The sequence below is a fragment of the Microcoleus sp. PH2017_12_PCY_D_A genome (genome assembly GCF_020738565.1).
Lineage (GTDB): Bacteria > Cyanobacteriota > Cyanobacteriia > Cyanobacteriales > Microcoleaceae > Microcoleus.
This window is the reverse complement of record NZ_JAEQCI010000142.1, coordinates 1-12,298: the sequence shown is the minus strand read 5'-3', so window position 1 is coordinate 12,298 and position 12,298 is coordinate 1. Positions and strand designations below refer to the sequence as shown.

Annotated in this window: 17 protein-coding genes; 12 read left to right on the top strand and 5 right to left on the bottom strand. The window is 45.1% G+C overall.

Annotated elements, in window-relative coordinates:
• Positions 1-198 precede the first annotated feature (198 nt).
• The 12 genes from JGK39_RS29215 (at position 199) to JGK39_RS29160 (ending at position 8,456) form a co-directional block, all read left to right on the top strand.
• Positions 199-465 carry a hypothetical protein gene (locus tag JGK39_RS29215; RefSeq protein WP_293298412.1) on the top strand — a complete coding sequence of 89 codons (267 nt, stop codon included), beginning with the start codon at positions 199-201 and terminating at the stop codon, positions 463-465.
• A gap of 459 nt (positions 466-924) precedes the next feature.
• Entirely contained in the window at positions 925-1,347 is a 423-nt protein-coding gene (locus JGK39_RS29210; RefSeq protein WP_293258078.1) for a hypothetical protein, read from the top strand.
• A 43-nt stretch (positions 1,348-1,390) separates the two neighbouring features.
• The gene (locus tag JGK39_RS29205; protein WP_293258076.1) at positions 1,391-1,537 is read left to right on the top strand and encodes a hypothetical protein; all 147 of its coding nucleotides are present in this window, start codon (positions 1,391-1,393) and stop codon (positions 1,535-1,537) included.
• Positions 1,538-1,545: 8 nt separating this feature from the next.
• On the top strand, positions 1,546-1,938 hold the full coding sequence (locus JGK39_RS29200) for a hypothetical protein (protein ID WP_293258074.1): 393 nt from the start codon (positions 1,546-1,548) through the stop codon (positions 1,936-1,938).
• 72 nt (positions 1,939-2,010) lie between these two features.
• On the top strand, positions 2,011-4,275 hold the full coding sequence (locus JGK39_RS29195; protein WP_293298415.1) for an ATP-dependent helicase: 2,265 nt from the start codon (positions 2,011-2,013) through the stop codon (positions 4,273-4,275).
• A 58-nt stretch (positions 4,276-4,333) separates the two neighbouring features.
• Positions 4,334-4,546: a hypothetical protein gene (locus JGK39_RS29190; RefSeq protein ID WP_293258070.1), complete on the top strand. Its 213-nt coding sequence runs from the start codon at positions 4,334-4,336 to the stop codon at positions 4,544-4,546.
• A 176-nt stretch (positions 4,547-4,722) separates the two neighbouring features.
• The gene (locus tag JGK39_RS29185) at positions 4,723-5,577 is read left to right on the top strand and encodes a hypothetical protein (protein WP_293258068.1); all 855 of its coding nucleotides are present in this window, start codon (positions 4,723-4,725) and stop codon (positions 5,575-5,577) included.
• Positions 5,570-5,968: a hypothetical protein gene (locus JGK39_RS29180; RefSeq protein ID WP_293298418.1), complete on the top strand. Its 399-nt coding sequence runs from the start codon at positions 5,570-5,572 to the stop codon at positions 5,966-5,968. The genes JGK39_RS29185 and JGK39_RS29180 overlap by 8 nt, the downstream gene beginning before the upstream one ends.
• Positions 5,965-6,477 (top strand): hypothetical protein, encoded by a 513-nt coding sequence (locus tag JGK39_RS29175; RefSeq protein WP_293298421.1) that lies wholly within the window; start codon positions 5,965-5,967, stop codon positions 6,475-6,477. Before JGK39_RS29180 ends, JGK39_RS29175 begins: the two co-directional genes overlap by 4 nt.
• Positions 6,477-6,740: a hypothetical protein gene (locus tag JGK39_RS29170; RefSeq protein ID WP_293262147.1), complete on the top strand. Its 264-nt coding sequence runs from the start codon at positions 6,477-6,479 to the stop codon at positions 6,738-6,740. The genes JGK39_RS29175 and JGK39_RS29170 overlap by 1 nt, the downstream gene beginning before the upstream one ends.
• Positions 6,731-7,285, top strand: a complete 555-nt coding sequence (locus tag JGK39_RS29165; RefSeq protein WP_293262144.1) for a hypothetical protein — start codon at positions 6,731-6,733, stop codon at positions 7,283-7,285. Before JGK39_RS29170 ends, JGK39_RS29165 begins: the two co-directional genes overlap by 10 nt.
• Positions 7,269-8,456 (top strand): tyrosine-type recombinase/integrase, encoded by a 1,188-nt coding sequence (locus JGK39_RS29160; protein ID WP_293262141.1) that lies wholly within the window; start codon positions 7,269-7,271, stop codon positions 8,454-8,456. The genes JGK39_RS29165 and JGK39_RS29160 overlap by 17 nt, the downstream gene beginning before the upstream one ends.
• A gap of 305 nt (positions 8,457-8,761) precedes the next feature.
• Here the strand turns inward: JGK39_RS29160 and JGK39_RS29155 are convergent, their stop codons facing one another.
• The 5 genes from JGK39_RS29155 to JGK39_RS29135 all read right to left on the bottom strand — a co-directional run bounded on the left by JGK39_RS29155 (position 8,762) and on the right by JGK39_RS29135 (position 11,895).
• Positions 8,762-9,526, bottom strand: coding sequence for a C39 family peptidase (locus JGK39_RS29155; RefSeq protein WP_293262138.1), 765 nt, complete (start codon positions 9,524-9,526; stop codon positions 8,762-8,764).
• A 1-nt stretch (position 9,527) separates the two neighbouring features.
• Positions 9,528-9,878, bottom strand: coding sequence for a Calx-beta domain-containing protein (locus JGK39_RS29150; RefSeq protein WP_293262135.1), 351 nt, complete (start codon positions 9,876-9,878; stop codon positions 9,528-9,530).
• A 496-nt stretch (positions 9,879-10,374) separates the two neighbouring features.
• A complete protein-coding gene (locus tag JGK39_RS29145) occupies positions 10,375-10,713 on the bottom strand; it encodes a hypothetical protein (protein ID WP_293298424.1) in 339 nt (112 codons plus the stop codon).
• Between the two features lie 141 nt (positions 10,714-10,854).
• On the bottom strand, positions 10,855-11,199 hold the full coding sequence (locus JGK39_RS29140) for a hypothetical protein (RefSeq protein WP_293262129.1): 345 nt from the start codon (positions 11,197-11,199) through the stop codon (positions 10,855-10,857).
• A 51-nt stretch (positions 11,200-11,250) separates the two neighbouring features.
• Entirely contained in the window at positions 11,251-11,895 is a 645-nt protein-coding gene (locus tag JGK39_RS29135) for a hypothetical protein (RefSeq protein ID WP_293262126.1), read from the bottom strand.
• Positions 11,896-12,298: the final 403 nt, after the last annotated feature.

Sequence of the window (12,298 nt, the reverse complement as noted above, 5' to 3'; positions counted from 1 at the left end):
AAATCCTGAAATTGAACCGCGGTAATTCCGATTAACCGTTTGGCTTCTTTGGGGTGTTTTTCTAGGTACTCTAATATCAGGCTCATTAACTTAAAATTCCCACTAAATTTTCGATATTTATTCAATTTTAGCACAAAATAAAAATTTTGGAGAGGTCTAATCAACAAAGCTGGCGATCTATTCTGCAAAGTTTATAGCTTGTTTCCTACTGATTACAGTCAAGTTTCGCCTGAATATCTGTCGAATATCGAAGTTGCTGCTACCAGCACCACCAATATCGAGTTGCTGACAGAAAACTTGGTTGTCTTGGGGACCGCGATTTGCGGGGTTCCGCCTCTCTACTTGATTACCAAAGAAGGCGGCGTTTACAAAAGGCGACGGCGCAGTTTAGTCGATCAACGCTCGGTCGTTCAGTACGCTCAAGTTTTGTCCGAACATTTGTCTAACATTGAAATCTGTGGGTGAGATCAAATAGTGTTGTGGTTCGATAACCACAAAGGTTTGTACAAAACTTTGGAGGAAACGGTATTTGTTCCAAGCTCAGGGTTGCCGAATCAATACGTCATCTATAATGGCGTTCTTTACATTAGGTCTCACTCTCCCTCTCCCGGTGTTTGGGACTACACGCGAGTGAGACACCTTCAATTCAGAAGTTCTCATCAGCCTCTTGAATTTATCTAAGTAACCAATAACTGGCTAGCCTACTGATGCTATAAATAATTGTCCCAAAAAGTAGGGTTGCTATTTCCTTGACTTAGCAATTGTGTGGTGGTTCGATCCCTCCTAGGACATGGCAGCCTGGAAAGACAGGCATCAAGCCTTTAAGCTACCTGCAACTCTCGCAAATCTAAGCACTGCTTAGGCGGAATTCTTGCGAGTAAAATTCACCGAACATTGAAAAGTAAATAGTAGGAGTCGAAAGTTATGATCCATGACAGCGCTCTTTATTTCAATTACCCCCTCCCGATAAGTTTTGGTGGTGTTGACCCCTCCATTCTCCATCAAAAGTCCGTCACGCGGCGAAAATGGAAGGAGACCCATGCAGCTAAATACCTCAATGCTTACGACTTGGCTCAACAATATCCCCGTTACGGCTACATTCGCCCTTTGCGAGTGCCTGCTCTGAATAAAGGATTTTATGCCAAAGGAAAGCGAATAGGTTCCCTAATAATCACCCACAGACCTTATCTTGAAAAGCTTTCCGATATGCCTCATTCGGATTTGCTTGCCGAGGGTGGAATGTGCGAGTCTGTTACAGACTTTGCTGCTAAATTTTTCAAGGGTGATTTAAACCTTGAAGTGTGCGTGATTCGATATCAGTTTGTCCCTTTGGAGGTGTCTGAATGAGTGAAATCGACATCGATATTGAAAAAGTTTGAGGTTGGCAAGGATGACCTCGGATTCTAAACCCACTAAATCCACCAAGGGTTCTGTGAAAGATAAAGAGTTCGTGACCTTTACTCCGCCGGGAACATACGCCGGAAAACTTACAGACGAAGAAATCCTGCAAGTTGCTGATTACCTGAACAGTTTTTAGGAAAACCAATGAACCCAACTATTAACCAAATCGTTGCCGCTCTTCAGGAGCTAGAAATCGAGGACAAGCCCCTGACCCGCCAGGAGATAATGGATTTACTGAGCAATATGTCTGAAACTTTGAGAGCCATCAAAAATTCCCCGGCTTTTTTAGAGCTAACAGAGCATGAGGATTTTTCGACATACACCGACTTATCTATTGGGGATGCAATTCAAGCTCTTGATGAAATTCATCACGGTGCGGATAACGTGAACGCTGTCATTGAGGCTGAATACTTGACCTATGAATTCAACGACGGTCAAGAATATTATCAGTTTGGTGAAGCTCGCCCGCCCGAAAATACAGTTTCCGCAGAATTTCTGCGCGGTTACGATTCTGCAAGGCTTGAATCTCTTAACTAAAAGCGTTTTGGCGGTCCGCTACCGCCTTGGTTCATGTCACAGATAGTTGCTGTTCAATCATCTCATGGGAAAGTGATAGAACCATCTAAATATCAAAAAGCCATACTTGACTGGCTCAAAACAGGAAAAGGGCACGGCTGCTGCAACGCGGTAGCCGGCTCTGGAAAATCCAGCACTTTGTTCATGATAGCTAAAGCGCTGGAGGAGATGGGTGTCAGTCCTAACGACGTTCGCGTCGTAGTTTTTGGGAGCGCCAACGCTAAAGATTTAGTCAAGAAATTTGGCAAGCGCTGGGAAAACAGTATCGGAACTCTGCACAGCACCGGCTTTAAAATCCTCCAGCAACACATAGGTAAGTTTCTGCCAAGCGATCGCATTCAAAAGAACAAGTACCGAAATTTAGCCGAACACCTGGGGCTGATTCCAGACCGTAGGGGTACTGGTGGCAGTTTGCTGAGGGAACATCCGGCAGCGGTCGATCGGGCTGAAGATTTTTTGAAAGTTGCCGAATTATGCCGTTTAACAATGGTCTACCCAAGCGCGACGGCTGTTGAAGAAATTGCCTATCACCACAATTTAGAGGGGATTTTAAACTTTGACAAGGTGGCAAAGGCAATAGAAAAATTGCTTGGTGCAGGAGAGAAAGCAGCCAAAAATAAAAACATTGATTTCACCGATCAAATTTGGCTGCCTTCCTATTGGCAGTTGGACAGAGAGCCTTGGTTTAAGCCTTACAAATTTGTCTTGATTGATGAGTGTCAAGATTTAAATGCCACTCAGTTGGAATTAAGTTTGATGCTTGCTGGCAGGCTTGGCCGACTCCTCTACGTCGGCGATCCGCGTCAGGCAATTATGGGATTTGCGGGCGCTGATTGCGACAGCTACCAAAATATTCTCGATCGCGTCAAAGTAACCGAGCTACCGCTCAGCCTCTGCTATCGGTGTCCCAAATCCCACATAGAGCTTGTAAACGGAATTTTTCCCGAAATTCCGATCGAGGCTCATCCAGGCGCCAGGGCTGGAGAAATTAAGCATTTAACCGAGTATAAATTGCCCGAACATCTTGTGTCTGGGGACATGGTTTTGTGCCGAAAAACTGCTCCCTTGGTGACAATTTGTATCCAGTTAATTGCAAAGGGAATTGCAGCGACAGTCAAAGGTAGGAACATTGCTGACACTATTAAGCGCGATTTGCAGGAAATCGCCTCTCACCCTGATTTTACCTACGAAAAATTTAACGAATTTGCAGAAAAATATAGGGCGATTAAGTGCGCCAAGTATCAAAATTTAGATAATGAGGAGGAACTGACAGAGCTACTTAATGACAAGGTAGACACAATCATTGCAGTTTACCAGGGATACCCTAATGCGGATTCTATCAAGCAGCTAGAGGCGAGTATTGACGCTCTTTTTAGTGATACTGATGACACTAGCCGTGTAACTCTTTCAACTTGTCACCGAGCCAAGGGACTGGAGGGCGATCGCGTTTTCATCCTTCAGCCCGAAAAGATGCCACTGACATGGCGCAACCAGCAAAACTGGCAGTTGGAGCAGGAAAACAACCTGCTGTACGTCGCTCTAACCCGCAGTAAATCTCAGCTTTTCATTGTTGGCAATCCTAGCTGGTGTCCCGGTCCTGAGCAACCAGCAGAAATTAAGCCTGTTAGCGATAGCGATGGTTGTAAGGACAGCCCTAACGTTGTTGACCCAACCGAAAAACTTGTGGGTGTGGATAGCGTTATCCACAGTGATGAGAAAGACAAAAAAGTTGTTGAAAATGAGTTAACACCAGCCGAGCAAACTGAATTAACCGAATTAGAACGCACGATCGACGCTGGCTTTACTTCGGCAGCGGTGGCTTTAAAGGACATCCACGACAAAAAGTTGTATCGGCAAACCCATTCAACTTTTGAAACCTACTGCAAGGAGCGGTGGAATTTTGGCGATCGCTATGCTCGTAACCTGTTAGCAGCATCTGAGGTGATCGAAAATCTAAAAAGCGGAACCAATGGTTCCGAGATTCTGCCAACTAACGAGCGACAGGTAAGGGCGATCGCTCATTTACCCGCTGAAGAGCAGCAGTTGGTCTGGAACGAAGCTGTTGCTACCGCTCCCAATGGCAAAGTTAGCGGCGCTTATGTCGCTTCGGTTGCTGGCAGGCGATCGGGTCAAGCATCCCAGCCATCAACTGTGGCCTCTGCTGCGGACAAAGTTTTGGAAAAAACCTTAAAACTTGATTCTGCCGACCTAGTAAAAATTCTGTGCTGTATCCGTGAGGAGTTAAGCAAGCGCGGTTTCGCCAATCCAGTCTATCCAACTGACGATAGCAAACATTAAAAATGCCCCCGCCGTGCGAAAGCTATGGGCATTTTACTTAAGCCAAAAAAACCAAACCATGAACATTTTAATAGAAGAACCTGAAGAATTCAACCCTGTTGATTTAATTCGTTTGGCTCAGTACCACGATTCCAGTCTCAGATATCGGCATTTTGCGATTGTTTTCAAGTGCGAGCTTCATACAATCCAAAGATGGATGTGTGGAATAGCCAAACCCAACAAGGCGTATCGGTTGTGGGCTGCTGAACTCAAGCAAAAATGGGGGTTGTGATGAAAATTACGATTGAAATAGATGATGGTAGCAAAGTCAAAGTGAGCTCTGTCAGGGTAATGAACGTTCAGCAAATAATGCTTTAGTTGCAATAAAAAATCCTAGTTATATTTAACTAGGATTTTTTATGCTGGTCTTTTGCACATTTTAGAGTTGCCAACTACTCGCAGGAACCCTTGTGCGGGGGCAGCTTCACTGCATCTCGTTACTTACCACGACTACGGCTTGCGATTAAGCAAGGGATGCTCGCCGTTACATCTTCAATTATACACCTGAATAAATTTGTAACTAACGCCTTGGCGGCATTTTTTTCTAAAAGCGCAATTGATAACTTAGAAAGTGCAATACACAGTGCGATGAGTGCAATACACAGTGCATTGCACTCAAACAGTCAAAACCCAAACCATACAAGCTTTATGAGACGACAGCAAAATACGGCAGTGCAATGCACCGTGCAATCGGATTACACAGCGGACAATCTGGCAGCCATCCTTAAAGTAAAACGCCGCCAGGTCTTTAACTACGCTGCTAAAATTTGTGAAATTTGGCACTGGGAACCAGAAGTCACTTTCAAACCGAGCCATGGGAAATTTTCTTCCAAAATGCTGGGAGAGATGCGTAAGCTCCGAGCATATGGAACTGATGAGTATCGGCTTTTGGTAGGCAGGGAGAACTCTCGCCCAGTATCTGGTGCTGGCTCAGAATTAATAACAGTAACAGTGGATAATACGACAAGCCAGCAGCATCACATCGCACTAGATACCCAAATTTCGATGCTGCAACAAGGCTCAATCAAGCAAGCTGAAAATTTAGCTAGTTTGCTCCTGACAAAGTTGCAAGAAATTCAGCAGCAAAACAAACAACACAATCAGCGCGCTCAGATTCTGCAAAATTCTGAACTATTAGCAGCCCAAAATAACGGGTACTTGCAAGGCATACAGATTTTTCAAACACAAGAGGCAGCCAAGGATTCGGCTCTCGATCAACTGAGAGCGATGAAATTGAAAAGCATGGGAACAAGCCATGACTAAGCCCGCTGTCAGTTGCCGTCGCATAAATCAACTCAAAACAGTCGCCTTCGACCTAGGTTTCACCAATGAAGACGCCCGCCTTTTCGGCAAACTCAGTAAAACCGACACGTGGCAAAAACTGTTAAGAGCGCACGGTATTAACAGCGACTCCTACCTTGCTACAATCAACGAATGTTTAAATTCTGAACCTGTAGACATCTACGTCAACAGCACTGCAAACAGCCCTAAACCTATTAATTTCCTAGAATGGGTTGATCTTTCTCAACTCATCGCATTGACCTTTGCATCAGTCGGACTGTTTGTGTTGCTGACGTATGTATGGCAATACAATCCCCTCAAATTCCTACCATCCCCTATCCGCATCACCATTCAAATTGGAACAAAATTATGAGCTTACAACTGCGACTGTTCGGCGGTAACAAAACTGCTGCTGGAAACTTAGCTGCTACCAATGAAGGCAGCCACGCAATTGATAAATCCAAAGTGCTGCAAACAACCACCCCCGGTGTCATCACCCCGAACAACCCCGGCAACTTCGGTTCAATCCGCACCGTCCCCGTATTGCCCGAACCGCGCTACTTTGACCGTGAAGAAGCCGATCGCTTGAAAGAACTTGCCAAAGAAAAAACCGACGGCGCGCGTCAGTCCAAACGAGCCTACAAAGCTTTAGGCAAGATTGAAGAAGCTGATAAAACAGTCCACAAAGCGCATTGCCAGTATGAAGGAACAGTCGCCGAGAACGAACTGGGAAAAAAGCGGGCTGACGCTGGTTTGGCAAAAAAACTGCACGGCTTGAGACCGGGTTATGCGCGACTGGGCTTAGGGATTGACAAAGCTGACAGCGATGCCCGCACCCGCATTGACGCCATCAAAGCCAAGTTGACTGGGGGTAATAACTAATGAAAGCGATGTATCTGGCTAACTATTTTGTTGCCGGGTGCATCGCTTTCTCCTTACTGGGATGGATAGGGAGTTTGCATCCGATGGCAATGAAGGCGATCGCTTTTTTACTAGCAGCAGTCGCAGTCGCTTGGGTAATGTGTTGGTTGCTTGACTACTCCCTGAGCAAGTTGCTCAAGATTTCAGTCACTGACCTGCAAACACTTTTAATCGGCAATTTGGCGATGCTGCTAATTGGTTTGGGGGTGTTTTTATGCAGCTAAAACTGTTTGTGTTGAGCGCGTCAGCCGTGGCGCTGTGGCTGGCTCCTTTGAGCGCTCTTGATAAAAAAGTAAGCTGGCATAAAGCAGTCCAGGGCGTGAGTTTGTGTGCGGGAATTGCCTGTGCTGTCAAAGCCGGCAGTATCGCTCGCAAACTGTCTGAGCAAGGTGAAATCGAGGTGATTAAAGAGCGGGCTATTACGGCTGATATAATTAATGAAATTTCAACATCAGCTTACGTTTCGCAACAACAAAGACAGCAGGAAGCTGAACTTATCCTAACTTCCCCTGGGCTTGACGTGGAAGCAAGCCGCAAGTCGCTGGAAGCTATATATGACAACGACTTACAGGATAGTGCTTCCCCGAACGACAACCCAGATTACCTAGTTTACTTGGAAGTTTGTAAGTCAATGTCAGCGGGTAAGTCGGTCACTTGGATAGTTGAAAATGTTCTCAAAATGGGAGGACGCAAATTCGCCGATGGCAAGGCGAAATTAGAGTCGATATTGAAAAAGTTTGAGGTTGGGAAGGATGACCTCGGATTCTAAACCCACTAAATCCACCAAGGGTTCTATTTCTGTGGTTGTGCGCGGGAAAATGCTTTGCTTAAGCTTCCCGCGCACAATTTTTCCCAGTCAAAAACGCTTAGCGCTGGGAATTTCTAATACGCCGGAAAATCACAAATTGGCTGAACTAAAAGCGAAGCAAATTGAGCTTGATTTTCTGAGCGGAAATTTTGATGCGACGCTTGAAAAGTATAAATTAGTGCCTACTGCAAAAAAAGTGGAAGCAAAGCCAGTTGTCCGGGATAAACTTTTTTCTGAAATATACCAAAAATATATTGATTCCAGAAGAAAACTGGTTTCGCCCTCCACCTGGAAAAATACTTACCAGGTAGCGCTCAACCACCTTATTTCCTGTCCCTACAAGCAATTAAATGAAGCAATTAAGCTAAAAGATTGGGCGATCGAGAATCGCACACTAGATACGGCCAAAAGAATTTTAATGCAGCTCAATGCTGCTCTGGAATGGGCAGCAGAACGCGGGGAAATTGAGCAAAATCCCCTTAAAGGTAAAGCTGCAATTAAAACTAAAAAGATTTCTAAAGCATCTAAAATTCATCCGTTTTCTGGAGAAGAAAAACTTGCGATAATCCAGGCTTTTCAAGCATCAGAAGAATTTGGAGATTTAGCCCCAATAATTAAATTTTTCTTTTTGACTGGCTGCCGAACTGGGGAAGCGATCGCGCTTCAATGGAGGCACATCAAAAGCGATTTGAGTGCAATTGCTTTTGAAGAAACACTAATTAATGCCAAGGGCGGAGTTCAGCGAAAATCAGGAACCAAGCAATCAGATTCCCGTACCTTCCCCTGCAATCAGCAATTACAGGAATTGCTGCGATCGCTAAAGCCGGAGAGTCCTGCACCAGCCGACCCCGTGTTTATCAGGCAGGACGGAAGTGCGATCGCTTACCACCATTTGCGATCGGCTTGGTACGGCGAAGGAAGGAAATCAGTAGGGTTGGTGAAGCGACTGGCAATTGAGGGTCAGATTGAGGTTTACAGACCGCAGTACAATACGCGGCATACATTCATTTCTCAATGCCTTGAGTCTGGGATACCAGTCACTCAAATCGCCGAATGGGCTGGTAATTCCAGTGCAATCATCTTTCAGCGCTACGCTGGCATTATTCAGAAGTTTTCAGTCCCAGAATTTTAAATAATTTTAAATATGAGTCTTTTGTCTTTTATAATCCTTATTAGACATCTCCAAAATTTGGAGATATCTAATAAACAATCAAGGCAAATACCAAATCATCGCCCTTACCAGTTTGCTTATCAAATTGTAAGAATCGTTTAGCGTTTAAATTTGATGACACGCTTATCTACTTAGTAGAAAATATAGATAATCGCGCCAACAAAATACTAATTCGCGCTACAAATCCGCGAGATTATTGTTTGGCTTATGGATGGGATGACGCCGATAACTATATTAGGCTTTACTCTCTTATGGAGTAATAAGCTTTAATTTGAAATGTAGTGCACCCAAAACTGCCCGTCTGGGATGCACGTTCTTTTGATCAGCTTGTAGGAATAGTGAAGGAATTCTCCGCTCAAATCAGTTCGATAACCGCTGGGAAACCACTCGCCGTAGGGGTCGTGAACAATAAAACCTTCTTCGTCAAAACCAGCCAACACAATGATGTGGCCGAAGGACGTGAAGTAGCCGTGAATCACGCAGGGATTTCCGCTGGCAAGATGTTTTTTACATCTCTCAATTGTTCCCCAAGACGTAAAATTATCCGTGCCTCCATAATCTCGCACGATCTTTGCCAAATCCTGCGGATCGTGGCGTGAATAACCTTGGTCGATTGCGTATTGATAAAGCTCATCTTCGTATTGCCCCGCATTTTGGCGCCGTGGCACTTTTAGAAAATTTAGGCACATCGCAATGGAGGTGACATTGCAAGAACCCGTGGGGTTGTGCAAATTGTCTAGCTGCGATCGGTAGGGAATTTGAAGCCTGACCGATTCTGGTAGATTATCCTTGGTATAGCGGGCTGTCATGATATTTTTGACTTCGCAGTGCTCTTCGTACACGAAGAATATGCCTGGCTTGTTTGCTGACTGGGGAAAGGTAATGCGCCAGTGATTGCGATCACGATCGCAGGAAAGTAATTGATATTCTGTTCCCGGATTAACCGGAATTTTTTCGCTTACTCCTAAATCTGCGGATTGAAGAGGGCGAGATTTAAGAATGGTGGGCTGGGTGATGGTTAATTTTATCATTCTAAGTGTCCATATCAAGAATTTTTACAATTGCGATATTTGGCTCTTCTAGCTGACCAGCATAGCCAAAATGGGTTTGCGGAACCCTTAGCAATTGAATTGCAAACTCCTCCTGAAATTCAGGTTGGTTATCTCGGTAGATTTGAATGTCAAAATCTAGTTGCCGTTCTCCCGGCAAAAATTCTATTTCTTTCTCAATGTGTTGGTAATCGACCCCCGGCTTGGCTGACCTTGCCGAGGTAGAAAGCATGACTACCTCCCTCAGTGATGTATCGCCTTTTCGTAAAACGGCTCCGCGAACCTTACCTCCCTCTGCTACCCAAAATTCTTTGCTGCTCAATATAAAAGCCATGTTTACCTCTGAAAAGGAGATGGCGCGCACAAACTGATAAATGAAGCCATAGCCCCTAGTGAAAGCGAGAGCAGGGAGGTTGGTACTTCTTTCTGTGCAAGAGCGAGAAAAACCAGCGCCACGCTACTAAAAATAAAAACAAACCCAACACTTGCAGCCACTTTACCGATCATCAGGCCTCCTGCTGCAACTTTGATAAAATACGCTCCGGTATTCGCCGGAGACCTGTAGCCTTTGATATCCGGGCAAATTATCTTCTATAAAGCAAAGCAGATGATTTTGCTCTGTTACTATACGATCGATTTCATATCGAAATTCGCGCCGCAAGTCAGATTCGATTTGATTTTTGTAATAACCTAGGAACCACCACAGTCCAGCGCCAACCGGACTGCCAATGCCTACAGCTAATCCTATTATTTCCGTACTAAGAGTTAATGTGGCCATACTGACAAACATAATAATCAAGGGACGCGGTAAATTTCAACTTGACCATCGGCTAGTCTGTAATATCTGGCAAGTTGTCAAGCTTATCGATAATTTTTTGAAAATCGATTTCGCTTAATTTCAAATCAATCTTCGCCTCAGAAATTGGGGTTCCTGGAGGCGGTACAAAAGCCTCCAATGAAACATAGAAAATTGGCTCAGCGTAGTTACCTTTTCGGTATCTGCGCTCCAACTTGCACTCATATCCGGCTGGAATCAAACCTGAATATTCCAGCGAATCTGGAATTGGCAGATAGAAGATGATTGAGTGAACTTGAGGGTATATTCGGTGGGCAATTTCAACTTGTTTTTCGCGGAAAGCCCCAAATACCCATACTCGGCGAAACCACAAAATGCTAAATATGTTTTCGGGGTTTCCAGTAGAAACAAATTGAAATCTAAATACACTGGCGCTACCAGCATCACTTGGGAAGGGCAGCCACAGGTCGAATTAAGGCGTCACCTCCCCCAGCGAAACCCACATCAATCACTCCTAAGAAATAGCAGGTGTCTCGATTACTGGCAATTTGCGCCATACATTGTAATTCCCGAGAACATTTCCCTTGGAATCCCTGTATTTTTGATTGGCAACAATCATTTTGTAAGAACCGGCTCGACCAACTGGATCGGGCCAGCCAGCATCGTCACGCCAAATGAGTAAATCCTCTAGATTTAGCTCTAACCCAAAGGCGCTGCTAACATAATTTTTTGCTTCTTCTTTTTTAAGGCTCCCCCAAGCCTTAAAAGCTGGAGTATCTTCTATCTGTTTTTGAGTTAGTGGAGTCAACTCAGCCGAAGAATCAGCCACTTTCGGCTCAGTACCGGAAAAATCAATCATTTTTTTACTTTTGCAAAAACAAGAATTGTGTACGAAAAACCACCAAATTTCCTAAGGAGTTACTGGATCTCCAGGGAATTTCAATCGCGGCTGGATAATTTTCCATCCAGCAGGCAAATTGTCTTCCTGAGCCTGCCCGCAGTAAGTGGTCAAAATATCCGCACCCCCACCCAAAGGAGCGGTCGTTCTTTTGAATTGAACCTTTGCGGGTCGGGGAAGGGAGGCGCCCCAAACAAGCGTATCAGTGTCAGCAGCAGTGGCTACCTGAATTCCGAGCGCCGTCATCGTGGCGTCGGTAATGGATGCCCGGGTTTCAGTCGGCATATTCCAGGCAAATTTAATTCCCCGAACCGTGGCATAAACTGTTACAGCACGGGCAGTAGCACCTGTAATAATTCCTCTCTTTTTTGGAGTCCGGCCGACCTGCCAGCCGGCCGCCTTGAGCGCCGGAATTACGGTTGTCGGCGTTTCCGCGCAAAAACTGGAATTCCAGCCATCGGCGGTAAGCCGGCGGGCCCTGCGGGGCTTGGGGCTATTCCCTCCCTTGAAGGCGTTAGCCGGTACGGTAGCGGCAATCGCGGTCTGCCCGAGAGCAGTCCGCTCAGCCGTATCCACGTTGGTCTCGAATACATAGATCAAGCCATTCCCAATCGGAACTGAAACCTCATCTTTATTCTGATATTTATTGTTTGGCATACAAAATTCTTCCTCCTGCTTTTCAGCCTAGCGAAAGGTATATGGACTGTCAACGGCTGTATTGCTTTGTCCTGGGGGGTTTTGGGGGTTGCAAGTTGTGTAGGATTATTTAAATGTTCCGAAATTGAGATTGTCCCTCGTAACGGCAATTATAAAGTTTTGTTAAGTATTGGGAGAATGGTGGGTACATTTGCTAGATCGGTGCCGACGGATAAGCAAAATTACCCAAAAAATAGCACCATCCCCGACACACCGCTGGTTGGCGGGCGCTAAATAAATTTATTTGGCACAACCATCCCTCTTGGGGGCTTGCGATTAAATATAACCCCAGTTATCCTAGAAGAGTAGGAAACAAAAAATCTGACAAGCGAGCGGTTGTTACTTCTGTAATTGGGATGCTAGA